This window comes from Serratia sp. HNCC26DJ244 (assembly GCF_057180565.1).
Genome location: NZ_JBXUGO010000005.1, coordinates 174,601 through 200,733 on the forward strand (window position 1 = coordinate 174,601; position 26,133 = coordinate 200,733).

Here is a 26,133-nt window from a genome sequence, read left to right on the forward strand (position 1 = left end):
ATAAATAAAGACTTTTACCAAATTTGAAAAATAAGGTGGGGGAAGAAGTGGCCCACACTTAAGTGGGGGATAAAGTGGGGGGAAAAACTTTCTGAACGCTGACCTATCATTCCGCTTTTTCTACTCTGGCCTTTTTCTCAAGTAATCTTCCCGAATCATCAAAATAACGGCTGGGCCAGATCTCCGCAGGGTGTATTTCCAGTGCCTTTGCCGCAAGTCATTCCCCTGTTAGCCATGGGCGAGAAAGGAAATTAGCACGTTTAAGGGCTGGTCTGTCACAAGAATGCCTCGGCATCCTTACTGGAATCGATGAAGCAACGGCCAGTGCACGCATGAACCAGTACGAACGCGGTATCCAACACCAGACTTCGAACTCGCCTGCTGGTTAGCTTCGGTTATGAATATTCCAGCATGTTATTTCTACACTGTGGAAGATGATCTGGTGGATATAATGCTTGATATTATGAGTCGCTGAAAAAAACTTCCACATAAAAAAATGAACTCCAGCCCCCTGAAAAATGAGGGAGCAGAAGGAAAATAAAGAGTGCATCATAATACTACTACCTTGGATAATTTTATTTGATTTTCAAAAAAACCATCTTCGTGCACTCGCAACCTACGCCAGTATTTGTCCTTGCCGAATTTAACCTTTATACCTCAAAATATAACCTAAAGTATTTGGTTATTCTTAAATTAAAATTATCTCAACTATTTCTAAAAATTTCTAATTTTCTTATTAATTCCATCATATCAAAAGATATTTCACCCTTCTTAAACTCATCGATTATTTTCGCATCGGTAAGACTTACTTGATAATTACTTGACAAATACTCCCTAAGCTCACTAAGTATAATCTTCCCACAAACCATATCCATTCTCACATATATATCATTCCATTTATCTTCAAAACATGATAACGCAGTAGATAAAAGATTTGATATATCTATATTAGGAGTCATCGATTTATGATATGTTTGATATTTGGCGATATATTGGCTTTGAAAGTCTTGCTTCTTCCCTTCAGTAATTTCAATCAAAATATCTTTAATTGATTTGGTTATAACAGAACTAATACCTTTTCTTTTTTCTCGATCTTGCAAACATTTTACAAAAGCTCTATCTATCACATCAATATTCAGCAAATAATTCTCTATTTCCTTTTTTCTATGTATGTGTGCAAAAGATAAAACATCGTTTAATTGAGACGTTCTATCAGCAATCTCTTCATCGCACCAATAATCATGATCATAAACTGCAGAAATTTTAAAATCCGCACCAAATGTATTTTTTATCCCCCATGCTAATGATCTAACTCGTTCCCATGAAGAAAAACCGCCTGATTCAAAAGCTGTAATATCAGTACCTGACGAAACTTCTTGATAACCGGCAGACTTTGCAAATCGTCTTATAATTTTAAAATCTTTCATTCCTTCTACAAATAGAATTCTCTTGGTTTTAGCAAGTTGAGTAAGGGTTATATTTTGAACCGACCCAATACTTTCTAGGACAGACTGCACTCCTTCAATATCCCGCAACCTTCTCGCTGACTTATGCTTTTTGTCTATTAATAATATTTCACTAGGTTCAGCTTCTCCCAATATCTCAACAGAATGGGTAGCTATTAGTACGTCACTATCCATGTCTCTCAATAAGCCCAGCAACTGCCGTTGAATATCAGGATGCAAATAAACCTCTGGTTCATCAATAATTACCAAATCATACTTATCATCCCGAGATAAATATGTTAGTATCTGACACCATATTTGAAAACCAAAACCAGCCCAAAAAATCTCACGGTCATGTCTATTCTCAGTACAGAACATCACCAATCGTCGTTCCAATGCTGTAGTTATCTCTGGCATTTTAATTGACATACCTGGCCAGGTTTTTTCTACCATGTCACAAAATTTTTCAAAACCTATAGGATTTTTATTCCAATAATTGCGAAAGTGTCTAGATGCTCGAGGTGTCCCTATACTTTTTTTTACTGTATCATCGCTGACAATTTTCTCTTCTTGTTCTAGTGGACCTAAAACAGGGATAGCTTGCAATGAATAAGGAAAGTTTTTCATGAAATTTGAAGGCGTTCTTACTACGTCCCCATACGTATCACAATACGCATAGAGACCACCATCAGAAGGTAGAAAAAGTATTATTTTGTTCTTGTTTGAAAAATTAAACTCTATTTTCGCATTTTCATCCACATAATTATGATGTGCATTTTCAAGTGAGAATGGAAGGGAATTCTCATTAATTACATATCCTAAAACACTCTTACCTTCATTATTTTTTATAATAGTAGGTTTTTTTGAACGCGCAGTTTTCATTACTATCTCAAGTAATCTGAATGAACCTATAATGGTTGACTTTCCTGAATTATTGGCCCCAACCATAATATTCATTTCACTTAAAGATAAAGAATAATCCTTTAAAGCCTTGTAGTTAAGATAATATACTGATGTTATAGATATTTTACTCACGACAGCATCCCTTTAATTTATACAATAAGTCACATCATAAGCCTAAAGTATCAGCCACTCATAAATTATCTTACATTCTAGCTGGTTATAGCTATAGCACGCAATAACACTATTTAAATGAACCCCCTCCCCTCCCAACTTCGAGATAAACATTAAATCATTGAAATAATTAAAAAAATTCAAGCACATGCAAAAATCCAGAAGCTATTAGATAGGAAGTTGAGAAATTTAGCTTACTGATTATCCATTGACTGACACATACACTTTATCAGCATCTGACTTATTAATTTGGTTTCATACGCCCAATTTTCACCTGACCTACCCACTTGATGTATCGTTTTTATGTAGGCGTATGGCACAGAAATACTGTACTTGTACGGCCTATATCACTTTTATGCTAACAATAGCTCTATACCTTGTGGCATGAAAGATACTGCTTTAAAGCCTAACATTGGTAGAGGTTACAAGTGCACAAAGACAGTTGAATTTGAAACCAAAAAAAACTATTAACGGTAGTCGTATTATGCATATATGAAATGCTACTTAACCAAAATACATCTATGTAAGACTCCATCGTTATCTACCTTTGTAAATACGTAAATAAACTCATGCCCCTCTAAACTCATACGGCACCACATGCGCCTTGCGGTTCGCATCCAGATAATCCGCCCACCATTGCAGCATCAACTTACGTTCTTCGATATGTTCAGCTTTATGGATATAAGCCGCCCGCACGCTATTGCGTTCCTGGTGGCTCATTTGCCGCTCTACTGCATCCTTTGACCACTGCCCAGACTCAACCAGTGCGCTACAAGCCATGGTGCGGAAACCATGCCCACATAACTCGGTTGCGGTGCTATAACCCATAACGCGCAACGCATTGTTGACGGTATTTTCACTCATGGGTTTGGTCGGGTGACGATCACCAGGGAAAATAAGCTCATGGCTGCTGCTAATCGCTTTGATCTCCTCTAGCAATGCTAAAGCCTGTAGGAATAAGGGCACCAAATGCTCAGTACGCATTTTTGCCCCACGTTGAGAGTGTTTTACACCCGGTATCGCTTCACGTTTAGCCGGTATGGTCCACATAGCACGTTCAAAGTCGATCTCCGTCCAGCGGGCAAAGCGTAGTTCGCTGGAGCGGATAAAAACGCACAGCATTAACTTTAAGGCTAAGCTGGTCAACGCTCGCCCTTTATAGTGCTCAATCCTCGTCAGAAAATCCGGTAACTTATCCAGTTTCAAAGCAGGGCGATGGGTGGCCTTTGGTGAGGCTAACGCCCCAGAAAGATCTCGGGCGGGATTGCGGTCTATCAGATCGTTCTGCACCGCATAGCGCATAATGTCGGTCACCCGCTGGCGCAATCGTGACGCCAAATCGAGATGGCCGTTTTGCTCCACCACCTTCAGGGGTTCAAGCAAATCTTTAGCTTTCAGCTCAGCAATATGCCGCTGCCCTATCGCTGGCAGAATATTACGTTCCATATCGCGCCATACCCTTTCAGCATGCGTTTCTGACCAGCGGTTTTGACTGATGTTTTTGTGCCAGTCTTTCGCGACCTTCTCAAAGGTAATCAGAGCAACCTGTGCTTCTTCTTTTTCTTCTTCCCGTTTTTCTGCCGGGTTAATGCCATCGACTAACAACAGCCTTACCTCATCACGCTTCTCTCTGGCCTTGGCCAACGAGATCAGCGGATAGGCACCAAAAGCAATCCGGCTCTCCTTACCCGCAAAACGGTACTTGAGATACCAGCGCTTAGAGCCATTAGGATTTACCAGCAGATACAGGCCATGGGCATCCGCGAGTTTGTAGGCTTTCTCTCGGGGCTTGGCAGTCTTAGCAACAATGTCTGTCAGGGCCATAATTGGGGGTCAACTCCTAATCGAAGTGGGCTGACCCTCATCTTGACCCCCAAATCATCTGGCTGTCAATGGACGGGGAAAGACCATGGCGGATAAAACAGACAAATCAGGAAGGAATGACATTGAGTTTTATTTGTTATTAAACAATAAGATATGGATGTTAATGGAAGATTGTGGACATAAAAAAAGCCACCCGAAGGTAGCTTGATTTCATACTAATGGTGCCGAAGGCCGGACTCGAACCGGCACACCCGAAGGCGGTTGATTTTGAATCAACTGCGTCTACCGATTTCGCCACTTCGGCACTGAAGTAGTATGCGGAAAACGTGGGCATTATACCTGCCCGCTTCTCGCACGCAACACTTATCAAGCATTCAATGAATTGAATGTTGAAAAAAACGTCACCCGTCGAATTTTCCCGCTGATCACGTCTATTTTTTGTGCCAAATCACCCGGTTTGCCAATAATGAGCATAAAAACTGCAGAAGAGATCACATTTGCCAGAATACTCTCTTTTTAAATGCATATGAAAACAAGTAAGGTGCAAATATAAAATCAAATGAAAGCAAAAGAGAGATATCGATAATGAATGAAACTACAAAACGTATGGCAAGGCTGATCGACCTCAGTGCGGTGCAAGCCACCAATACCGAAGCTGATGTTCGCCACTGTGCCGAGCTGGCTAGCCGTTATCGCATCATTTCGGTTCATGTGTTGCCCTGCTGGACGCGCTTTCTAAGCACTCTACTGCCAGAGCAAGGTCGTGCCGATGTGATGATCGGGGGGCCGGTCGGTTTCCCCAGTGGCGGGCATGCGACCGATATTAAAGTGCAAGAGGTTCGCCAACTGATTACTGATGGCGCGCGTGAAGTGGATATGGTGGTGAATATCGGCAAGGTACTGTCTGGCGATTATGACTATGTGCGCCAAGACTTGCGCCGCGTGGTAGAGGCTGCGGCCCCCATTCCTGCCAAGGTGATTCTGGAAACCCACTATCTGAATGAGGAGCAGATCCGCAAGGTGTGCGATATCGCGGTGGAAGTGGGTATGGCCTGGGTAAAAACCTCTACCGGCTGGGCACCTACCGGGGCGACAACCGAAAAAGTCGCCATCATTGCCGATCAGTTGCGTGGCCGCATTCAGATCAAAGGGGCCGGTGGCATCCGTGATCTGGACACCGTGCGGGCACTGTATCGCCTTGGGGTACGCCGTTTCGGTATGAGCGCTGCCGCCACCGAAAAAGTGCTGGAACAGTTGGAACAAGATCCTGGTCTGTTCCCGGAACTGAACGATAACTAACTCCCCATGCGCTATGCGCTGTCTTTAGCGCTCCAGTTTAACGCTTCTCGGGGTGGCTCACGCTGCCCCCACCAGGAGTGATAATAATATGAAAGACTTACTTCTTACCCTTGATATTGGTACCGGCAGTACACGCGCCGGGCTGGTGATGTGCACCGGAGAAATCCTTGGCTTCGCCCAGCGTGAATACGATCAAATCACCCCTCAGGCAGGCTGGGCAGAACAGCCGCCATCACTCTGGTGGCAAAGTGCCTGTGAATGTACGCAAGAGTTACTGGCCCGCTTTGCCGAATATCGCCCACGCATTGCTGCCGTGGGGGTTTGTGGTCAAATGCATGGCACCGTGTTGCTGGATGCCGATGGTAACTTGGTGGTTGACCGCGCCCTGTTGTGGAACGACAAACGTTCCCAGCCACAGGTCGAACACTTTAAGCAGCAGCAAGACTCTGCGCCTTGGCTGGCTCTGCTCAATAACCCCCCCACTGCCGCTTGGCCCGCCTTCAAGTTGCGCTGGTTGCAAGAAAACCATCCTGAACAGTGGGCCCGTGTTGCCACCGTTTTAATGCCCAAGGACTATATCAACTTCCAGCTGTGTGGCGTGCGTGCCACTGATTACAGTGAAGCCTCCTGCTACTACCTGATGGATAGCAACACCCTCGACTGGTCAGCCACTGCACTTGAGCAATTCAATGTGCGGCGTGATCAGTTACCCGCCCTGCATCTCTCCAGCGAGGTCATCGGCCAGATCAGTCAGGCTGCTTCTGCCGCCACCGGCTTACCGCTGGGGATACCCGTTGTTGTGGGTGCCGCAGATATGGCCGCCACGCTACTAGGGTCCGGGGTTTATCAGCCAGGAACAGCGTCAGACAGTACCGGCACCTCCACTTTATTAACCATGGTCGCCAAGCAACCCTTGCTCGACCCATGGGTAAATAACCTGCACTTAGCCAACCCGGCCTGGGGGGGCTTTACCATTCTGGATGCGGGTGGCGATGCAATGCGCTGGGCACGGATGGCATTGAACGATAGTCGGCTCAACCACCAGCAGATGTTAGAGCTGGCGGCACAGGTCAAACCGGGGGCTGAAGGGCTGTTGTTCCTGCCTTATCTTACCGGCGAACGCCTGGCTGAACAGACCAATTCCCGGGCGCAATTCTTCGGCCTGCAGCGCAAACACCGGCAGGAACATCTCTATCGCGCAGTGCTGGAAGGGGTGGCGCTGGCTTCACTGCGTAACTTGCAACAACTACGGCGCTGTGGTCAGGAACCGGACGCGATGATCGCCTCCGGCGGTGGTGCGCGCAGTGCCCTGTGGCTGCAAATCAAAGCCTCCGCCTATAACCTGCCCATCCTGCAAACCCGTAATCAGGAAAATGGCACTACCGGTTGCGCCATTATCGCCGGGGTCGGAGTCGGTCTGTTCAGCAGTTTTGCACAGGGGGTGAGCCGTACCGTCAGTGTAGAACGGGAATTTATGCCAGACCCCAGGCTGCATCAACTCTACCTGCAATGTTTTGAGCTTTTTGAACAGCTCTATCGTCAGGCTCAACCCTTATACCAACAGCTTGATGCTATTAGCTCTTTCTCTTTTTCTACGGATAAAGGAACAACACCATTATGAGCGAATCCCTAATCAGTAAAACCACAACGGAACAACAAACCGCAGCAGAACATATTGATCGCAGTGCCTATCTCCCTGCGACCCCTTGGCTGCAACTGATGCTGGTTTGCTGTCTGTTCGCCCTGTGGGGCATGGCAGGCAACCTGAACGATATTCTCATCGCCCAGTTCAAGAAGGGGTTTGACCTGAGCGATACCCAAACAGCACTGGTGCAATCCATCTTCTTTCTTGGTTATTTCCTGGTGGCGCTACCAGCAGCGGCGGTGATCAAGCGTTACTCTTACAAAGTCGCCATTATTATTGGCTTGTGCCTGTATGCCCTCGGTTGTTTCCTGTTTATTCCTGCCGCACAAATCATGACCTATGGGGCTTTTCTGGCCTGTCTGGGGGTGATCGCTTCCGGGTTATCATTCCTGGAAACCTCCGCCAATACTTATTCCAGTTTGTTAGGGCCACTGGAAACCTCTACCCAGCGGATTAACTTCTCACAGATTTTTAACTCGTTGGGGGTGATCTTTGGTGTGCTCATCGGCCAGCAACTGGTATTTAGCAAAAACGACCCAACGCACGAGCAACTACTGCAAATGCCTGCCGAACTGGCTGAAGCAGCACGTACTCAGATGGTGTCGCAAGTCGTCACCCCTTATCTGATCATCGGGTCTGTTTTAGTGGTACTGGCGCTGATCTTTGTCGCCGTGAAATTTCCCGCCTGTAAAACCCAGCACTCAGCAGGGGGAGCCGGTAAACCGCTCTCTCAGTCATTACGCATCCTGCTGGCAATGCCACGTTTTCGTCTCGGGGTTCTGTCCCAGTTTTTGTATGTGGGTGCCCAGGTGGGGCTGTGGAGTTTTACCATTCGCTTTGTGCAGATGATTGAGCATGGCACCACCGAGCACTCCGCCACGTATTGGCTGATCGCCACGCTGATTTGCTACTCGGCGGGTAAAGTGGTTACGACGGCATTAATGAAGAAGTTTAATCCGGCGCTGCTGCTGGGTGTGTTCTGCTCTATCTGCGTGCTGTTACTGCTGCTGGCGGTCAATATTCATAGTCTTTTCGCCGTTGTGGCCATTATGGGCGCCAACTTCTGCATGGCGCTGTGCTGGCCCACCAACTTCGGCCTGACCATCAAAGGGCTGGGGGAAGAAACCCAAGTAGCCGGTTCCATTGTGGTGATGTCGATTATTGGTGGTGCGGTAGTGCCGTTGGTCATGGGGATGATTTCCGACGCTAACGGCGGCAATATGCAAATTGCCTTCTCGGTGCCTTTGGCCTGCTTCGCTTATGTCGCCTTTTATGGCTTCTATTGTGTGAAGAAGGGGGTCTAACATGTCGTCGTTGATTTCTGGTCTGGCACATATTGGTTTGCGCAGTGCAGATATTGAACGCGCGACTCGTTTTTATCACTCATTGGGGTTTACCACTCAACAGTCACTGACCTCGGACTCGCCGCAAGGCTGCGTTGAAGTGCGTTTTCTGGCATTAGGTGAGCTGGTTCTGGAACTGTATCAGTTGCCTTGGCCGGGTAAACAACGGGATGCGGCGAGCTTCGGCATCGACCATGTGGCACTGCGGGTGAACGACCTGGCGGCAACTCAGCAATGGGTGGAACAGCTTGGTTACCCGGTAATCGAAGGGCCCACCCATCAACCCAGCGGGCGCAACGGTGTGCGTTACTTTATGATTGTCGGGCCAGATGGTGAAAGGGTCGAATTTAACCAACCCTTGTAGGGTATCGCCAGTCTATTCAAGTTGCAGCGCTCTTGCTGCAACTTGAATGATCACGGTTTAGCTGGTTTTACCTCGGCTTTTACCTTTCTGCAGCGGCTTTTTCGCGGCTAGCGCCGCAGGGTTCCGCTGGCGAGTTATATCCGTATGCTTGGTCAATGCCGGGCGGGTGTTGCGCTGTAAACGCTTGGCTTCACGCTGTTCATCAAGTGTCGGCGCGGGCACCAGGCATTCACGGCGGCTGCCAATCAAATGTTTCAGTCCCATCTCTTCCAGCGTGCTGCGGATCAACGGCCAGTTAAGCGGATCATGGTAACGCAGCAGCGCTTTTTGCAAACGGCGTTGGCGCTCACCCCGTGGGATAAACACCTCTTCGCTTTTATACCCCACCTTGCTTAACGGGTTCTTACCGCTGTAATACATGGTGGTGGCGTTAGCCATCGGTGAAGGGTAAAAATTCTGTACCTGGTCGAGCCGGAAACGGTTTTTCTTCAGCCACAGAGCCAAATTCACCATATCTTCATCACGGGTGCCCGGGTGCGCAGAGATAAAGTAAGGAATAAGGTACTGTTCTTTACCCGCCTGCTTGGAAAACTGATCAAACAACTGCTTGAAGCGGTCATAACTGCCCATGCCCGGCTTCATCATTTTAGACAGTGGCCCTGACTCGGTATGCTCCGGGGCAATCTTGAGGTAGCCGCCCACATGATGGGTCGCCAGCTCTTTAATATAACGGGGATCTTCCACCGCCAAGTCGTAACGTACCCCGGATGCAATCAGGATCTTTTTGATCCCTTTAAGTGCACGAGCCCGGCGATAAAGCTTGATGGTGGGCTCATGGTTGGTATCCATATAGGTACAAATTTCTGGATAGACGCAAGAAGCTCGGCGACAAGTCTGCTCTGCACGGGGGTTGGTGCAGCGCAACATATACATATTGGCAGTTGGCCCACCCAGATCTGAAATCACCCCAGTAAAGCCCGGTACTTTGTCGCGGATCTCTTCGATCTCACGCACGATCGACTCTTCTGAGCGGCTCTGGATAATGCGCCCTTCGTGCTCGGTAATCGAACAGAACGAACAGCCACCATAGCAACCGCGCATGATATTTACCGAAAAACGGATCATATCATAAGCAGGAATACGCTCTTCACCATAAGCAGGGTGCGGCACACGCTGATACGGCAACCCAAACACGCTGTCCATTTCTGAAGTGCTGAGCGGGATCGCCGGTGGGTTAATCCATACATAGCGATCGCCATGCTTTTGCATCAATGCACGGGCACAACCTGGGTTGGTTTCGTGGTGCAAAATGCGTGAGGTGTGAGCATAAAGCACTTTGTCTGCTTTCACTTTCTCAAAAGAAGGCAGCAGGACATAGGTTTTTTCCCATGGCTTCGGTTTAGCCGCGCGTACGGTGATGGGCTTGACCTCCGGCTCTGGCGTACTGCCATCAGCACAGGGGAGATTTTCACCATAAGGGTTAAGAATAGGTTCAATGCGCCCCGGCTGGTCAAGGCGGGTTGAATCGACACCCGACCACCCTATCAATGCCTGCTTGCGCATGATCGCCGTGTTGCGAATATCATTGATATCCTCAATTTTTTCACCGGCAGCCAAGCGGTGAGCCAACTCCACCAGCGGGCGTTCACCATTGCCGTAGATCAGCATATCGGCTTTGGAATCTACCAATACCGAACGGCGCACCGTATCAGACCAGTAATCATAGTGGGCAATACGCCGTAAACTGGCTTCAATCCCCCCGAGGATAATCGGCACATCTTTATAGGCTTCGCGGCAGCGCTGGCTATAGACTAAGCTCGCCCGATCCGGACGTTTGCCCCCCACATTGCCAGGGGTGTAAGCATCATCATGGCGCAGTTTACGATCAGCGGTATAACGGTTGATCATCGAGTCCATATTGCCCGCGGTAACACCAAAGAATAGGTTCGGTTTACCCAAACGCATAAAATCATCTTTGTTGCTCCAATCAGGTTGGGCAATGATCCCCACTCTGAAACCCTGCGCTTCCAGCATGCGCCCGATGATCGCCATACCAAAGCTCGGGTGGTCAACATAGGCGTCACCGCTGATGATGATCACATCACAGCTATCCCAACCCAGTTGCTCCATCTCTTCGCGCGACATGGGTAAAAATGGCGCAGGGCCGAAACATTCCGCCCAATAAGGCGGGTAGGAAAACAACTCTCGTTCAGGTTGGATCAGGCTTGTGGTGCTCATGACAGGTGCTCTTGTACCGATTAATTTATCGCCGGGCGGCGATTATACGCACTCATGGCAAAAAAGTACGGATATTTTCAGGCCGCTTAGCTATTCACTTCAAATTCATATACATCACTACGGCACAGGGTTTCACAAAACTCCAAGACCTCCCCTTGTGTATTACGGCTGATTTTTACAATGCGCAACAGGGGCATGCCACTGGGTATATTGAGCAAGTGGGCATATTCATCATTACAGGCCACCGCCTTCAACAAGAAATGTCGCCCTTGGGGTGTAATCCCTTGCGACTGCCATAAAGCATAGAGCGAATGTTCCAGTTTTTCCGGCTCAGGTAAAAAATGGGGGGGAATATAGGTGGTTTCCAACGAAACCGGGTGGCCATCCATCAACCGCAGGCGGCGTAATTTAACCACGGGGCTACCCATGTCCATTTCCAATGCTTTGGCCACCTCCGTTGTTGCTGGCATATGAGTGCGCAACAACCATTGATTACTGACACAGCCACCATTACGCAGTACCTGGGCGGTAAAACCGTGATCTTGATTAAGGGAGTAATCTATGCGCATCGCAACACAGGTCCCCACCCCTTGCTGCCGCCAAACTAATGCCTTTTCTTCCAGTAATTTCATTGCCTTGCTGACTGTCACTCGTGACAACGCCAACCCTTCTGCCAGCACACGCTCAGGGGGCAGAAAATCACCCACCACGATCACCCGTTGCTTGATAGCACTTTCAATCAGTGAGGCTAATTGTCTATAACGTGGTGCTGCTGCCGTCTGCGACAAGTGTTGACGTATCCAGGCAATAAAATTATTCATTTATTCGAATCCTCTTATGATTCCATCACTCTAAGCGCCCTCTTATTTTCACCAGAACTGTCACACTCTACACCATGACACCTTAAGGGATTACATTGGAATTCGATTGATATCACAATTCAAAACTATTGGCATTTAATTGGATCACATTAAAGAATAACATTAGCATTATTGATATTTTTATCAGTAAACAGCGACACTAGGGAATACTCATCCATAAAAAAATCCTCACCACCCATGCTGGGCACACTTTATGGGAAAGCCGTTGACGATGTTATGGGAAGTGATGGGGATGCCGTCAGAACTAGGGCCACAACAGCGGGTAGCTGATTATTTTGGCTAGAACAGCCATTTTCTGCTTGGTCGAGAACAGAATGGTAACGGAAAAAGAGAAGAGTAGCGGAATGGGTTAGCGATAAAATCGCGGTCAGCAGTCACTTTTTGTAGAGTCTGTCTGACCGGATAGGTTTTTCCTGGTGTTGGCTAAATTGGCTACCTGACCATAATGGTCAGTTCTTTACCACTGGCCTAACGTAGATATTATAGACAAAAGCTGGCAATGGGTAAGTTATACTTAAGTCTTGTTTTTACCTGACCTTAAGTACAGCTTATCTATAGAAGGATGCTTAGCTTCTCAGGGAGTCGATATGCTTTCAGTCCTCGATAAAAATCAGATAATAACCGAAACGCTGCAGGACTATATTGATAGAAAACTCTCTTCTATCGGTAGCCCTAAGTACGCCTATACCGTAATCAACAAGAAAAACCCATCAGATATGCTTGTCATCTCTAACTACCCTGACGAGTGGATTAAATTTTACCGCACTAACAATTTACAGCTTAGCGACCCGGTTATACTGGCGGCATTTAAACGAACCTCACCCTTTGCCTGGGACGAAAATATCACGCTAATGACGGACAAGATATTCTCCTTCGCCAAACGCTACAATATCGTCAACGGCTTCACCTTCGTGTTGCACGACCATATGAACAACTTGGCGCTGTTATCGGTTATTGTCCCTGACAATTTGCCCGGAGCATTGGGTTCGCCTGTTTCTGCCGAACGCGGGGCCATGCAAATACTGCTGATCGACATTAATGAACAGATGTATCGCCTGGCGAATTGCATCCTGTCCAGTGGGCAGAGCAAGGCGACAAACAGCGATAAAGCCATTTTCACCTCGCGGGAAAATGAAGTGCTCTATTGGGCCAGTATGGGGAAAACCTATGCGGAAATTGCGTCCATCACCAATATTTCCACCAGTACCGTCAAGTTCCATGTGAATAATGTTGTCGTCAAGCTGGGGGTTAGCAACGTTCGCCAAGCGATACGCTTGGGGGTAGAGCTGGCTCTGATCACCCCAACAGCAGCTCTAGCCAGATAAGCGCCCACCAGCGAGTGGGCCCCTAGAACCTGAGCGGTCCTTCATATTTCGCTCAAAGGTTCACGCTATTATCCGTGGCCAGCTTTTATTGACCAGTTTTTATTGGCCAGTTTTTATTGACTACGACAGACCTCACCACCGCTCTCTTCTGGGCGATGCTGATAGTGGAAAGTGAAAGCAAAGATGACCCCCAGCAACAGCGTATAAGATGCAAAAACCAGCCAGATGCTCTGCCAGTCTTTCACCCCTTCATGAGTAAAGAAATCGACGACCTTACCGCTGACAATCGCCCCCACATAAGCACCCACACCGTTAACCATGCTCATAAACAACCCTTGGGCACTGGCACGAATGCGGCTATCCGTCTCTTTCTCCACAAAGATGGCACCCGAGATATTGAAAAAGTCGAAAGCACAGCCGTAAACAATCATCGAAAGCAGCAACAGCAGAAAACCGAACCCGGCGGGAGTACCATAAGCCAGAAACAGGAAGCGTAATGTCCAGGCCGCCATGCTGATCAGCATCACCTGTTTAATGCCATACTTACGTAGGAAAAATGGAATGGTGAGAATGAAAAACACCTCTGATATTTGCGACAGAGAAAGCAGCACCGAAGGATAGCGCACGCTAAAGCTATCTTGATATTGTGGATTAATAGCAAAATCATGCAGGAACGGGTTACCAAAGGTATTGGTGATCTGTAACGCAGCCCCCAATAGCATGGCAAACAACAAAAACACCGCCATCCGTCTTTGTTTGAATAAGACAAAGGCATCCAACCCCAACATGCTGACCCAACTTTGCGAACGCTTGGCATTACTGGTGGGGCATTGGGGTAAGGTCAGCGAATAGCCGGCCAATAACAGCGATACGGCTGAAGCCAAGTAGAGTTGCATATTGCTTAATTCAATCTTGCTGAAGCTGATCAGCCACATTGCCAGAATAAAGCCAATCGTGCCGAACACCCGTACCGGTGGAAAATCCTTCACCGTATCGTACCCGTGCTTCTCCAGGCAGAAGTAAGAAATGGCATTGGAAAGCGCCATGGTGGGCATATAGACCATCGCGTTAAACAACATCACCCAGAACATCACCATCGGCTGTTCAACCTGGGCAGCATAATAGAGCGCTATTGCCCCCAGTAGATGGCAAAAACCATAGAGGTAATTGGCCCTAACCCAGCGGTCAGCGATAATCCCCGCCAAACTGGGCATAATCAACGCCGCCAAGCCTTTGGAGCTGTAGACCATCCCCACTTGTAGCCCAGTGAAATGCAGGGTGTTAATCATGTAGGAACCCAGGGTAACCAGCCAGGCACCCCAGATAAAGAACTGGAGGAAAATCATTATTTTTAAGCGTGTTTTGATTGCCATTACCATCACCTTTATTATTCTGATCGAAACGATGATTGACGCGGCAAGTCTGGCCTGCCGCGGGCTAGTCAGTGAAGTTCCCGGCTCATGCAAGTGTCAGGCAATCCTCCCTCGACTTAAATGGGAACGGGAGAGGTCGTCACGACAAGGTTTTGAAAAACTCACGGATCAGGCGCATAAAGTCATCTGCCGCCATCGCTGCACAACTCAGCGTCTGTTCATGGGAAAGAGGAGTTTCTGATAGCCCTTCGGCATAGTTGGTCATTGCGGAAACCACCAGCACCTTTAGGCCACAATGGCGGGCAGAAAGCACTTCAGGCACGATGGACATCCCCACCACATCGCAACCCAAGGTCTGCATCATGCGAATTTCTGCTGGGGTTTCAAAATTTGGGCCGGTGTAGGCGGCAAATACCCCGTCAGCCAACGGGATGCCCGCTTTGACAGCTACCGCTGCCAGTTGCGCACGCAAGTCACGGTCGTAAGCATTGGCTAAACTGAAAAAGCGTGGGCCAAAACGTTCATCGTTTTCCCCCACCAAGGGTGACTCTGGCATAAAGTTGATGTGATCAGTCAGTGCCACCAAGCTACCTGGCGCTACTGATTTACGCAGTGAACCCGCCGCATTGGTCGCCAGCAAGAATTCACAGCCCAGTAGTTTGAAGGTGCGTATCGCGGTGGTCATCACCTGCATACCGCGGCCTTCATAGAAATGCCCGCGCCCTTTCATGCACACCACCGGCACACCTTCTAACCAACCCGCCACCAGTTGCCCAGCATGACCAACCACACTACTTACCGGGAAGCCGGGCAGTTCGTTGTAATCGATAGTCACGGTGTCTGTCATCACCTCGGCTAACGCCCCTAAGCCAGAGCCGAGAATCAAGGCGGCGCGTGGTTGGAAGCCAGGTAATCGGCTACGTAATATTTCCGCACAGGAAAAAGCATCTTCTTGATTAAACGTGTTTTTTTTATTAACTCTATCTTTTTGATTAAGCATGACGTTCTCATCTGTAGTAGGGTTATGCCAACGGTCATCCCCTCTGTCACTCGCATCTTGGCAGGATGACCGAGGGGTATAGATAATCTCCATAGTAGGGAGCGGTGACCAATACATTGTTACCCATTGATTTATTCCGTTTGACTATAAATCTCACTTTACAAGGAGGTAGCAAAAGCAATGAAACAACCATTACCCGACCCAGGCAGGATCAACTTTCGCCTGCTGCACTATTTCCGCATTGTGGCTGAAGAGATGAACTTCACCCTGGCCGCCCAACGGCTGAATATCTCGCAACCGCCACTGAGCAAACATATTAAAGAGCTGGAAAAGCAGTTAGGGGTGGAACTGTTTAAGCGCACCACGCGTTCCATGGCATTGACACAGGCTGGCCACACGTTGTTTCGTAACGTAGAAAGGTTGTTGGATCAGGCCGGCAATGCACTGCATCAGGTACAGCAGTTAGGCCGTGGTGAAACCGGTCATATGGTGATTGGTATGGTAGGGACTTCTGCCTGGGGCGGGTTGCTCCCGGCACTAAAACGCTTTACCGCACAGGCAGAGAAGATAACCTGGACATTAAACGAACAAACACCGAGCCAGCAAATTATTTCATTGCAAAAGCGTCATATCGATATGGGTGTCTGGCGCGAGGCTCAGCAACAGTCGCTGCCAGGGCTCGCCTGCCAACTGTTGGCACGGGAAAATATTGCGGTGGTGTTGCCAGTCAATCATCCATTAGCGAATGGAAAGGCAGTGGCCTTGCCCGCTTTACAACATGAGCAGTTTATTGTGTTACCCGCCAGCGAAGCCAGTCTGGGGCTGTATCTGCATAATCTGTGCCTGCAACATGGCTTTGCCCCCAATATTGCTCATCAGGTCAATGAGCCACAAACATTGATGGCGCTGGTGGCAGAAGGATTTGGTATTACGCTGTTGCCGGAGAGTTACGGATGCATTCCGTGGCCTGGCGTGAGCTTCTGCCCGCTACAAGCGGCACCTTCAGCCGACCTGTATGCGATTTACCAGGCAGAAAGCGCCACCCCAGTGGTACAGGCGTTCCTGCAAATGTTGCGAACACCCACGGTGGTTTAAGAAGCCCCTCGGGCCACAAACTGGCCAATAGAGCCACGGTCAGCCATTTCCAGCGTCTGGCTATAGTACAGAAACGGGAAGTGCTCTGAAGAGACCTGGTTAAAATAAACCAGCAGCTCAACGGTGCCATCAACCCAGACCGTATCCTTCCAACTACGGTCTTCCACCATCGGTTGAGCACCATTGACTCGTTTGATCAGGAATTTCACGCCCTGAATATGGAACGCCTGAGGCTTGTCGGCGCGTATAGTCCAACGTTCCCAACTACCCTGCAAGGTTTGTACATCGATACGCTGCATATCCCAAAGGGCGCCATTAATACCAGCCATCGTGTCATCCAATTGGAATTCCCGCGAACGACTGGCGTTCCCCTCTATTAACTGATCTGCCAGTAACCGCGTCGGCAAGGTGTCGGTCACCAACGGTAACAACCCGGTCGGCTTTAAGGTCAATACCTGGGTGGAGATCAAAAGGTTCGAAGGTTCAAACAGACCACGCAGGCGATCCATCAGGCCAGCCGCTTCACCCGCAGTGAGAGAAACCTCTGTCCCTTGCGACATATCGATCAACACTTCACGACGTTCCCCCGGAGCCAGTGACAGCTGTTGCACCACCACCGGGGCTGGCAGGAACCCTTGATCATTGGCGATCACATGGATTGGCCGGCCATCACTCAGTTGCAGTCTATAGCGCCGTGAGTTGGAAGCATTCAGTAAACGCAGGCGTACCCAACCGCGGGACACTTCAACAAACGGGTTCTGTGCCCCATTCACCAATAGCGTATCGCCAATAACCCCCCCATGTGCTGGCGGATTATATTCAGGTACACCAAAGCTATCCAAGCGCTTGTCTTGAATAATCAACGGGAAATCATCAACACCATAATGATTCGGCAATGGCAGGTTTTTGCTGATTTCATCTTCAACCAACCATAAACCCGCCAGACCGTTATAGATATGGGGCCCCATACGATTCGGCGTATTAGCATGATACCAACAGGTCGCTGCAGCCTGGCGCACCGGTATCACTGGCGACCAGTCTACGTTAGGTGACATCATCCGTGGTAGGCCACCCATCAGCACCCCCGGCACCTGCAGACCACTGATGGTCATCGATACTGGCTCATTCAGACGATTACTGTAGATCAGTTTGACGTCATCACCGTTGTACACCTTTACTGTTGGCCCCAGATAGATGCCATTAAGGCCCCATACAGAGGTTTTGCGGTTATCTGCAAAAGCCCAATGGGTACGTTGTAAGGTTAAAAACAGTGGTTGCCCACGGAGAGATTCCAACAACGGTGGTATCGGTAACGGAGTTTGATTTCCGCTCGCCTCCGCCCTCAGCGGCACAGCCCCTGCACAGCAAGCCAAACCCGATGCCTGTATGAACTGACGTCGACTGAGTGACATGATCTCTCCATCAAAATAAAGCCAAGTCTGGTAAACTGCCCCGAGTAATCGGGGTACAAAAGGCATCATGCCGGATCAAAATAGCCCTTAATGGCCTACCCAAATTTATTTTTTACCGGCGTCCAGCTCGGCGACTTCCGCATCCAACTGTTCAATTTTTGCCTTCATCAACTTATGACAATGAGCGGCCAGTTCACGTACCTGTTCCTTACTGTAATCACTGGAGTCAATCGGTTCCAACATCTCGATAATGACATGACCATTGTTCCAGCGGTTTAAATTAATCTTGCCGCTGGTGGTGGAGATACAGATCGGTACAATCGGCACACCTGCCGCAATAGCGGCGTGAAAGGCACCGGTTTTAAAGGGCAGCAAGCCGCGCCCACGGCTTCGCGTCCCTTCAGGAAACATCCAGATTGATATTTCTTGTTTCTGAAAAGCCTCAACCACCTGGGCAATAGTGCCATGGGCTTTGGCACGGTTATCTCTGTCAATCAGCAGGTTACCCGCCAGCCAATAAAGCTGACCAAAAAACGGGATCCACATCAGGCTTTTTTTACCTACGGTCACCGTCCGCGGTTGCACAACTTTCGCTGCCGTCACCATATCGTAGTTGTTCTGGTGGTTGGCAATATAGATGCACTTGCCAAAATTGGCGGCATTGGCAGGTTTACGGATTTCAACCTTCAAGCCAAACACCGACGACAGACGCCCAAATAGATGACCAAAAGTGGCCACATGACGCGGATTCCGTGGGCTAAGCAGGCAGTAAACAGAGCCCAGCAAGCACACCAGAAGGCAATACACCGTGACAATAATTGCACGTAATATTAATAACATACCAACCTCATTCGCATACAGCCGCCACAGCAGCCCCTTACTCTTCGCTATCCCCAAGGGACAGTGACTCCGGCATATCCAATTCAACCCGGTCAATACGTTGCAGCCCACGTGGGAGCAAGGTGCCTTTACGGCCACGCTCAGCACGGAATTTCTGCAAATCCTCCGGCCGCAACTTCAACTTACGTTTACCGACATGCAAGGTGAGCGCCGTCTGCGGTGGTAACACAAACAACCAAGCCAGTTTGTCTTCACCGCTCGCCGCCTGAGCGGCTGGAATAGAGATAATCTTGTTACCTTTCCCTTTTGAAAGCTGCGGCAGATCCGCGACCGGGAACAACAGCATCCTGCCAGCAGTACTGATAGACAACAACATATCGTCATCACTGTTGATCACCATCGGCGGCAGGACGCTCGCGTTATCCGGCAAGGTAATCATGATTTTACCCGCACGGTTACGGGCCACCAGGTCGTTGAAGGTACACACAAATCCGTAACCCGCATCCGAGGCCATCAACAATTTCTGCTCGTCAGCCGCCATCAACACCTGTTCAATGGTCGCCCCTGGTGGTGGTGTCAGTTTGCCGGTCAACGGTTCACCTTGCCCACGTGCTGAAGGCAATGTCATTGGGTCAAGGGCATAGCTGCGCCCGGTGGAGTCAATAAACACCACGGGTTGGTTGCTCTTGCCGCGTGTAGCCGCACGGAAGCTGTCTCCAGCTTTGTAGCTCAAGCCACTTGGGTCGATATCATGGCCTTTGGCACTGCGTACCCAGCCCATTTGCGACAAGACAATGGTCACCGGTTCAGAAGGCACAAAGTCATGCTCACTCATCGCCTTGGCTTCTTCACGCTCTGTCAGTGGCGAACGGCGATCATCACCATAAGCCTGCGCATCTGCCTGGATCTCTTTTTTGATCAAGTTATTCAGTTTGCGCTCAGAGGCTAACAAGGCCTGCAGATGGTCGCGCTCTTTCGCCAGTTCATCCTGTTCGGCGCGGATCTTCACCTCTTCCAGTTTGGCCAGATGGCGCAGTTTCAGCTCCAGAATGGCTTCTGCCTGCGTGTCGGAGATGCCAAAACGCTGGATCAAGACCGGTTTGGGTTCATCTTCACTGCGGATAATGTGGATCACTTCATCAATATTAAGGAACGCTATCAGTAAGCCTTCCAAAATATGCAGCCGCTTAAGCACCTTCTCCAGGCGATAATTCAACCGGCGACGCACCGTCTCACGGCGGAAGCTCAGCCATTCAGTCAGGATTTCCACCAACCCTTTAACCCGGGGGCGGTTATCCAGACCAATCATGTTCATATTGATACGGTAGCTGCGTTCCAGATCAGTGGTGACAAACAGGTGGTTCATTACCTGCTCCAAGTCAATCCGGTTAGAACGCGGCACAATCACCAGGCGGGTTGGGTTTTCGTGATCGGACTCATCACGCAGATCCTCCACCATCGGCAGTTTTTTGGCGCGCATCTGGCTGGCAATCTGCTCCAACACCTTGGCACCAGAAACCTGGTGTGGCAAAGCGGTGATCACCGCACTGCCATCCTCTTTTTTCCACACCGCGCGCATCCGCACCGAACCACGACCCTGCTGGTAAATTTTGCGGATCTCTTCGCTGGGGGTGATGATCTCCGCTTCCGTCGGGTAGTCCGGCCCTTGTACGAACGCCAGCAGATCGTCCAGTGAAGCGCCCGGTTTGTCGATCAACGCCACAGCAGCGGCGGCCACTTCGCGCACGTTGTGTGGTGGAATATCCGTTGCCATCCCCACCGCGATACCGGTGGTGCCGTTCAGCAGAATATTCGGCAAACGCGCAGGCAACATCTTGGGTTCTTGCATGGTGCCATCAAAGTTCGGCCCCCATTCCACCGTCCCCTGGCCCAGTTCACCCAGTAGCACTTCCGCATATTTTGACAGGCGAGATTCGGTATAACGCATGGCAGCAAAGGATTTGGGATCATCCGGTGCCCCCCAGTTCCCTTGCCCATCCACCAACGGATAACGGTAAGAGAAGGGCTGCGCCATCAGCACCATGGCTTCATAGCAAGCGCTATCACCATGGGGATGGTATTTACCCAGCACGTCACCGACGGTACGGGCTGATTTTTTGAATTTGGCGCTATTATTAAGCCCCAGTTCCGACATGGCATAGATAATGCGACGCTGTACTGGCTTTAAACCATCACCAATATAAGGCAGCGCCCGATCCATGATGACGTACATGGAGTAGTCAAGATAGGCTTTTTCAGTGAATGTGTGCAGCGGTAGACGCTCAACACCATCATGAGTCAATTCACTCATTACTCAAATGTCCTCAGACGACAAAAGGTCGATTCTGCCGGCGATAGTAACTCATCTACCGGGTGGCTGTCACAGTTGACGCATGGTTAGTGCAATGATGTCACTGATCTCGCCGTTATATTGACTAATAGTCAACACTGTTATGCTTCACATCACATTTTTTTCTGTTTACTGAAGGATTACACTGCCAACCATCCTATGGCCTGACACCTGGTGATGTGCCATAACTTTTTTTCTGACAGGACCCGATATCCATGAGCAATATTCTGATCATTAATGCCAAGAAGCAATTCGGCCATTCCAACGGGCAACTGAACCAGACACTGAGCGACATTGCAGAAAGTTATCTGCGTGATGCCAGGCACCAGGTTCAGGTGACGGTGGTTGATGATGGCTATGATATCGACGCTGAGGTAGCAAAGTTCCTCTGGGCCGATACCGTTATTTACCAGATGCCCGGTTGGTGGATGGGGGAACCGTGGATCCTGAAAAAGTATATCGATGAGGTGTTCACCGCAGGCCACGGCACACTTTACGCCAGCGATGGGCGGACGCGTTCCGACGACAGTAAAAAATATGGCTCCGGCGGCCTGGTTCAGGGGAAAAAGTATATGCTGAGCCTGACCTGGAACGCCCCCTTAGAAGCATTTACCGACCCGGAACAGTTCTTCCACGGCGTCGGTGTTGATGGGGTTTACCTGCACTTCCACAAAGCCAACCAGTTCTTGGGGATGGAAGCACTACCGACCTTTATCTGTAACAACGTAATTAAACAGCCGGATGTTGCCAGTGATATCGCCCGTTGGCGTGCCCATCTGGGTGAGGTTTTTGCTTTTTAGTCGTTCAAGAGCTCATTGCAACTCCATGACTGATTTGGCTCATCACGCCATCACCCCGCAACCAGCAAGGTGATGGCGATAAACATCAACCGTTAATCTCGGCACTGACTGGCCGGGGTATCAGTAGTGAAGATAATAGCGCCATAACAGTAATTATTAGCCCCACCAACATACCATTAAAGTAGCCTTCACTCGGGCTATCACTGACCATTTGCACTGCAGGTAGAATAGCGAAGCTTAAACCGGCCCCCAGATTAAATGCACCGGCATTCATACCCGGCAGAAACCCGGGGTTATCTTTGGGGGATAACACAATCCCTAGACCATTCAGCATGATATTGCCGGTTCCCGCATAGGTAATGCCGATCAATACCGCGCAGGTCACCAGCATGGTTAACGAGTTCAGGCCGAAGAACATCATCAAGGCAATGGCGATAATACTGCCCACCAGCCCTAGGCGTAATACGGTGTTATAACCGATTCCCGGCGCAAAACGACCAGAGAATGGCCCGACCAACCAGCCCACTAACGCATAAGGTGTGAGTAAAATTAACGATGCCCAGTCCGCTTCCAGCGCAAAACCCACCTCTTTGTTTTGTGCGTAAGACATCACCAAGCCATTAATCACTGCAAATATACCGGTCATAGTGAGTGTCGTGGTCAACAGTAGCGCCCAGGTGCTGCGCTGTTTTAAATGCGCGGTGGTCACCAGCGGTTGCACTAAGTGAGTTTCCACTTTCCAGAAGAGCATAAACAGCAGCAAAGCAACGATAACCAGCCCGCTGATCATCAAGCCGTTTGCCTGCGCCAACTTACCGGCTTCATTCAGTGCCAGTAATAAACATGCCAAGGAACCCACCAGCAGCGTCACCCCAAGCCAATCCATTTTGCTGCCCGCAGAAGGTTTAGATTCAGGTGCCCATTTGGCGACACAACCCGCAGCCACCACTGCGACCACCGTAATCAACCAGAATACCGAGCGAAAACCAAAGTGGGTGGCCAATACGCCCCCTAAAAAGGCATCGATGCCCGCAATCCCGCCGTTAACTGCCGTCACCACCCCCATCAACATGCCATATTTTTTAGGGTCAGCAATCTCATGGCGCAACATCAGCAAGCACAGCGGCACAACCGGGCCGGATACCCCTTGAATAATACGCGCGATATAGAGCACGGTAATATTGGGGGCTATCGCTGCCAACACCGTGCCCAATGTCATGATCACCAACATCCAGATCAGGACTTTTTTACGCCCAATAATGTCGCTTAATCGTGGGAGAAACAGGGAAAACAACGCAGCGGCGGTAAAAAATGCCGTCTGAGATAAGCCCACGGCGGCATCGTTGGTGTTTAATTCCTTGGCGATCGTCACCAATACCGGGCTTAACATACTGGCGTTTAACTGGAATGCGGTACAGGCTGCCAGTAATGCGACCATTAATGCACTAATACTGACGGAGTTAGCTGATGAGTTCTGCATTAGGTCGTTACCTCACCAATATGTTCTAGCGCGTCCACCACCATCTGCCAGAAATAATCATGGTCGAGTTTAACGGCGACTTGGGTATGACAATCCGCCGCCGGTGGAGAACGGAAATCGGCCACGGTCATTCCCAGGGTTAACGTACCGGTCAGCTCGATATCCACTGGCACTTTTTTTACGGTGATCACATTGGGGTCGATAACATAGGCGACAGCACAAGGATCATGCACCGGTGGGTAGTCAAAGCCCTGCGCCTGTTTATAGGTGGTACTGAAAAACTCCAATAACTCAACGACAAACTGTGCGGGCAATGTGCCAACCGCTTTAATTTTCTCCACCACCTCTGGCGTTGCCAGGGCTTGGTGTGTCAGGTCGAGCCCCACCATGGTCAGTGGCCACTTCTCATTAAAGACAATATGGGCCGCTTCAGGATCGATCTTGATATTAAACTCGGCCACGGCACTCCAGTTACCCACATGGTAACCGCCCCCCATCAACACAACTTCTTTGACTCGTTCAACGATGCGCGGCTCTTTTCTTGCCGCCAGGGCGATATTCGTCAAGCCACCGGTTGGCACTAAGGTAATCGTCCCTGCTGGGTGAGACATGATGGTCTCGATAATCAAATCCACAGCATGGCGGGGATCCAGCGCTAAGGTCGGTGCGGGCAATACCGGGCCATCCATGCCCGATTCCCCATGAATGTCGGGTGCCAGCTCAATTTGACGTACCAGTGGGCGTGGGCACCCGGCAGCAAAAGGCACCCCGGTAATATTGGCAATACGGGCCACCGCCAAGGCATTGCGGGTCACCTTTTCCAGCGTCTGATTACCCACTACCGTGGTCACCGCCAGTAACTCAATATCTGGATTGCCGTGAGCCAATAATATGGCGATTGCGTCATCATGACCTGGGTCGCAGTCTAAAATGATTTTTTTTGTCATCTTTATCGTCTCTTTTTATTTGTTGGCTTATATATGAAGCATTAATGCTGTGATAAACGCTGTAACACCGACTGGTGAGACGGCATATTGGACGCCCCCTCCCGTTCCACTGCCAGCGAGGCAAATGCCGTGGCATAGACTGCCGCCTGATGGATATTTTTCCCTTTGGCGATTGCAGCGCTCAGAGCCCCATTAAAAGCATCCCCCGCGCCAGTGGTATCAACAGCCAGCGCCGGCAATGCGGGAATATGGCTGAATTTGTTATTTTCATACAATAATGAGCCCTTACTCCCCAGGGTAATAAGCACCGTATTCACCCCATGGCTGGCGATCACCTCTGCCGCTTGACGGGCACTGTTTAAATCACAAACTTGGATGCCAGACAGTAATGAGGCCTCGGTCTCATTAGGGGTGACAATATCGACTTGATGTAAATACGGTAATATTCCGTCAGAGTATGGTGCGGGATTAAGAATAACCTTAACCCCTAACGCTTTAGCTAACATAATCGCGTTAATGGTTGCATCAATATTATTCTCCAACTGCACTAACAAGATCCCCGCTTGTTTTAAATGGGACTCTAACCGTGCCACCTCATCTTCGGTTACGGTTTTATTTGCACCAGAATCAATCGCAATCATATTCTCGCCATTTTGCTCCGAGACAAAAATGACTGCACTTCCAGTTGGCTGTGTCGCCGATTTATAAAGCGTTAAACTGTCAATATTTGAGGATGAGAGATGCTCATAAGCCAGTTGACCGAATTGGTCATCCCCCACTTTACAGGCAAAGTGAACGTTAGCATCAGCAAAGCTGGCGGCCAGTGCCTGGTTTGCCCCCTTGCCACCCGGGCACAACGTGTTGCTGGTGGCCATTATCGACTCCCCACCATGAGGAAAACGAGCCACCTTCGATACAATATCCATATTGAACGAACCTAAAATACAGACCTGTCCGGTCATTTTATCTCCCCGTGCTGTTTTTTGATTTATCGCTTTCTGGCTGTTAATTTTCTTCAGTAACGCCTCAATATTTAACTGATTCGCCTTACTGATTTCTGACAGTAGTACCCGGCGTAATATTCTCGCCCCACCATGATAACGTTGAATAACGCCCTTTTCAGCCAACTCACTTAAGTCTTTACGAATGGTTTCTTTGGAAATAAAAAAGAACCTGGCCAAGTAATTAACACTCAAACTTTCATTTTTATCCAACAACCCCAGAATGACTTCCTGCCTTTTCTCTCTAAACATCATAATGAAATTCTTTCCACCAGATAATAACTAGATGTAATAATAAAAAAGTGACAACACTCATGTATTGTTATAGAAAACGGAAGTAAACGGAAGCCAAAATAAATCATTCATTTAAATGATAAATAAATAATATTCATTAGGA

At 49.1% G+C, this 26,133-nt stretch carries 20 protein-coding genes, 1 tRNA gene and 1 pseudogene; 8 read left to right on the forward strand and 14 right to left on the reverse strand.

Annotated elements, in window-relative coordinates:
* Positions 1 to 106: 106 nt before the first annotated feature.
* A complete protein-coding gene (locus tag AC2A06_RS06365) occupies positions 107 to 202 on the reverse strand; it encodes a helix-turn-helix domain-containing protein (RefSeq protein ID WP_484379788.1) in 96 nt (31 codons plus the stop codon).
* Here AC2A06_RS06365 and AC2A06_RS06370 point away from each other — a divergent pair.
* Positions 195 to 475 (forward strand): annotated as a pseudogene (locus AC2A06_RS06370) (helix-turn-helix domain-containing protein). The gene AC2A06_RS06365 and the pseudogene AC2A06_RS06370 overlap by 8 nt on opposite strands.
* Before the next feature lie 229 nt (positions 476 to 704).
* Here the strand turns inward: AC2A06_RS06370 and AC2A06_RS06375 are convergent.
* The 3 genes from AC2A06_RS06375 to AC2A06_RS06385 form a co-directional block, all read right to left on the reverse strand.
* Positions 705 to 2,480 carry an ATP-dependent nuclease gene (locus AC2A06_RS06375; protein WP_484379738.1) on the reverse strand — a complete coding sequence of 592 codons (1,776 nt, stop codon included), beginning with the start codon at positions 2,478 to 2,480 and terminating at the stop codon, positions 705 to 707.
* Positions 2,481 to 3,086: 606 nt separating this feature from the next.
* Positions 3,087 to 4,343, reverse strand: a complete 1,257-nt coding sequence (locus AC2A06_RS06380) for a tyrosine-type recombinase/integrase (protein WP_484379739.1) — start codon at positions 4,341 to 4,343, stop codon at positions 3,087 to 3,089.
* Positions 4,344 to 4,562: 219 nt separating this feature from the next.
* Positions 4,563 to 4,647, reverse strand: a tRNA-Leu gene (locus AC2A06_RS06385).
* A 281-nt stretch (positions 4,648 to 4,928) separates the two neighbouring features.
* Between AC2A06_RS06385 and deoC the strand changes: the two genes are divergently transcribed.
* From deoC to AC2A06_RS06405, 4 genes are all read left to right on the forward strand, one after another.
* Positions 4,929 to 5,642, forward strand: coding sequence for a deoxyribose-phosphate aldolase (gene deoC / locus AC2A06_RS06390; protein WP_484379740.1), 714 nt, complete (start codon positions 4,929 to 4,931; stop codon positions 5,640 to 5,642).
* Between the two features lie 88 nt (positions 5,643 to 5,730).
* Positions 5,731 to 7,263 carry a xylulokinase gene (locus tag AC2A06_RS06395; RefSeq protein WP_484379741.1) on the forward strand — a complete coding sequence of 511 codons (1,533 nt, stop codon included), beginning with the start codon at positions 5,731 to 5,733 and terminating at the stop codon, positions 7,261 to 7,263.
* Positions 7,260 to 8,591, forward strand: coding sequence for an L-fucose:H+ symporter permease (fucP, locus tag AC2A06_RS06400; protein WP_484379742.1), 1,332 nt, complete (start codon positions 7,260 to 7,262; stop codon positions 8,589 to 8,591). The genes AC2A06_RS06395 and fucP overlap by 4 nt, the downstream gene beginning before the upstream one ends.
* 1 nt (position 8,592) lies before the next feature.
* Positions 8,593 to 8,994 (forward strand): VOC family protein, encoded by a 402-nt coding sequence (locus AC2A06_RS06405; RefSeq protein WP_484379743.1) that lies wholly within the window; start codon positions 8,593 to 8,595, stop codon positions 8,992 to 8,994.
* A gap of 57 nt (positions 8,995 to 9,051) precedes the next feature.
* On the opposite strand, the gene AC2A06_RS06410 is transcribed toward AC2A06_RS06405, so the two are convergent.
* Positions 9,052 to 11,232: a YgiQ family radical SAM protein gene (locus AC2A06_RS06410; RefSeq protein WP_484379744.1), complete on the reverse strand. Its 2,181-nt coding sequence runs from the start codon at positions 11,230 to 11,232 to the stop codon at positions 9,052 to 9,054.
* A gap of 86 nt (positions 11,233 to 11,318) precedes the next feature.
* Entirely contained in the window at positions 11,319 to 12,053 is a 735-nt protein-coding gene (locus AC2A06_RS06415) for a GntR family transcriptional regulator (RefSeq protein WP_484379745.1), read from the reverse strand.
* Positions 12,054 to 12,700: 647 nt separating this feature from the next.
* Here AC2A06_RS06415 and AC2A06_RS06420 point away from each other — a divergent pair.
* Complete coding sequence (locus AC2A06_RS06420) at positions 12,701 to 13,438, forward strand: LuxR family transcriptional regulator (RefSeq protein WP_473196777.1); 738 nt, start codon at positions 12,701 to 12,703, stop codon at positions 13,436 to 13,438.
* A 113-nt stretch (positions 13,439 to 13,551) separates the two neighbouring features.
* Here AC2A06_RS06420 and AC2A06_RS06425 read toward each other — a convergent pair whose 3' ends face one another.
* Positions 13,552 to 14,811, reverse strand: a complete 1,260-nt coding sequence (locus AC2A06_RS06425; protein WP_473196776.1) for a nucleoside permease — start codon at positions 14,809 to 14,811, stop codon at positions 13,552 to 13,554.
* A gap of 139 nt (positions 14,812 to 14,950) precedes the next feature.
* Positions 14,951 to 15,811, reverse strand: coding sequence for a xanthosine phosphorylase (xapA, locus tag AC2A06_RS06430; RefSeq protein WP_473196775.1), 861 nt, complete (start codon positions 15,809 to 15,811; stop codon positions 14,951 to 14,953).
* 180 nt (positions 15,812 to 15,991) lie between these two features.
* Between xapA and AC2A06_RS06435 the strand changes: the two genes are divergently transcribed.
* Positions 15,992 to 16,906: a LysR family transcriptional regulator gene (locus AC2A06_RS06435; RefSeq protein WP_023489892.1), complete on the forward strand. Its 915-nt coding sequence runs from the start codon at positions 15,992 to 15,994 to the stop codon at positions 16,904 to 16,906.
* Here the strand turns inward: AC2A06_RS06435 and ftsP are convergent.
* The 3 genes from ftsP to parC form a co-directional block, all read right to left on the reverse strand.
* On the reverse strand, positions 16,903 to 18,318 hold the full coding sequence (gene ftsP / locus AC2A06_RS06440; protein WP_484379746.1) for a cell division protein FtsP: 1,416 nt from the start codon (positions 18,316 to 18,318) through the stop codon (positions 16,903 to 16,905). The genes AC2A06_RS06435 and ftsP overlap by 4 nt on opposite strands.
* Positions 18,319 to 18,423: 105 nt before the next feature.
* Positions 18,424 to 19,158, reverse strand: coding sequence for a 1-acylglycerol-3-phosphate O-acyltransferase (locus AC2A06_RS06445; RefSeq protein ID WP_484379747.1), 735 nt, complete (start codon positions 19,156 to 19,158; stop codon positions 18,424 to 18,426).
* A gap of 37 nt (positions 19,159 to 19,195) precedes the next feature.
* The gene (gene parC / locus AC2A06_RS06450; RefSeq protein ID WP_484379748.1) at positions 19,196 to 21,469 is read right to left on the reverse strand and encodes a DNA topoisomerase IV subunit A; all 2,274 of its coding nucleotides are present in this window, start codon (positions 21,467 to 21,469) and stop codon (positions 19,196 to 19,198) included.
* 254 nt (positions 21,470 to 21,723) lie between these two features.
* Between parC and AC2A06_RS06455 the strand changes: the two genes are divergently transcribed.
* Positions 21,724 to 22,308 carry an NAD(P)H-dependent oxidoreductase gene (locus AC2A06_RS06455; protein WP_484379749.1) on the forward strand — a complete coding sequence of 195 codons (585 nt, stop codon included), beginning with the start codon at positions 21,724 to 21,726 and terminating at the stop codon, positions 22,306 to 22,308.
* An 85-nt stretch (positions 22,309 to 22,393) separates the two neighbouring features.
* On the opposite strand, the gene uriT is transcribed toward AC2A06_RS06455, so the two are convergent.
* Genes uriT through rbsK form a run of 3 tightly spaced genes read right to left on the reverse strand, consistent with a single transcriptional unit; the run spans position 22,394 to position 25,988 of the window.
* Entirely contained in the window at positions 22,394 to 23,788 is a 1,395-nt protein-coding gene (gene uriT / locus AC2A06_RS06460; RefSeq protein WP_023489183.1) for a uridine transporter UriT, read from the reverse strand.
* Positions 23,788 to 24,735, reverse strand: a complete 948-nt coding sequence (gene uriH / locus AC2A06_RS06465; RefSeq protein WP_023489182.1) for a uridine-preferring nucleoside hydrolase UriH — start codon at positions 24,733 to 24,735, stop codon at positions 23,788 to 23,790. Before uriH ends, uriT begins: the two co-directional genes overlap by 1 nt.
* A 41-nt stretch (positions 24,736 to 24,776) precedes the next feature.
* Positions 24,777 to 25,988 (reverse strand): ribokinase, encoded by a 1,212-nt coding sequence (gene rbsK, locus AC2A06_RS06470; protein WP_484379789.1) that lies wholly within the window; start codon positions 25,986 to 25,988, stop codon positions 24,777 to 24,779.
* Positions 25,989 to 26,133 lie beyond the last annotated feature (145 nt).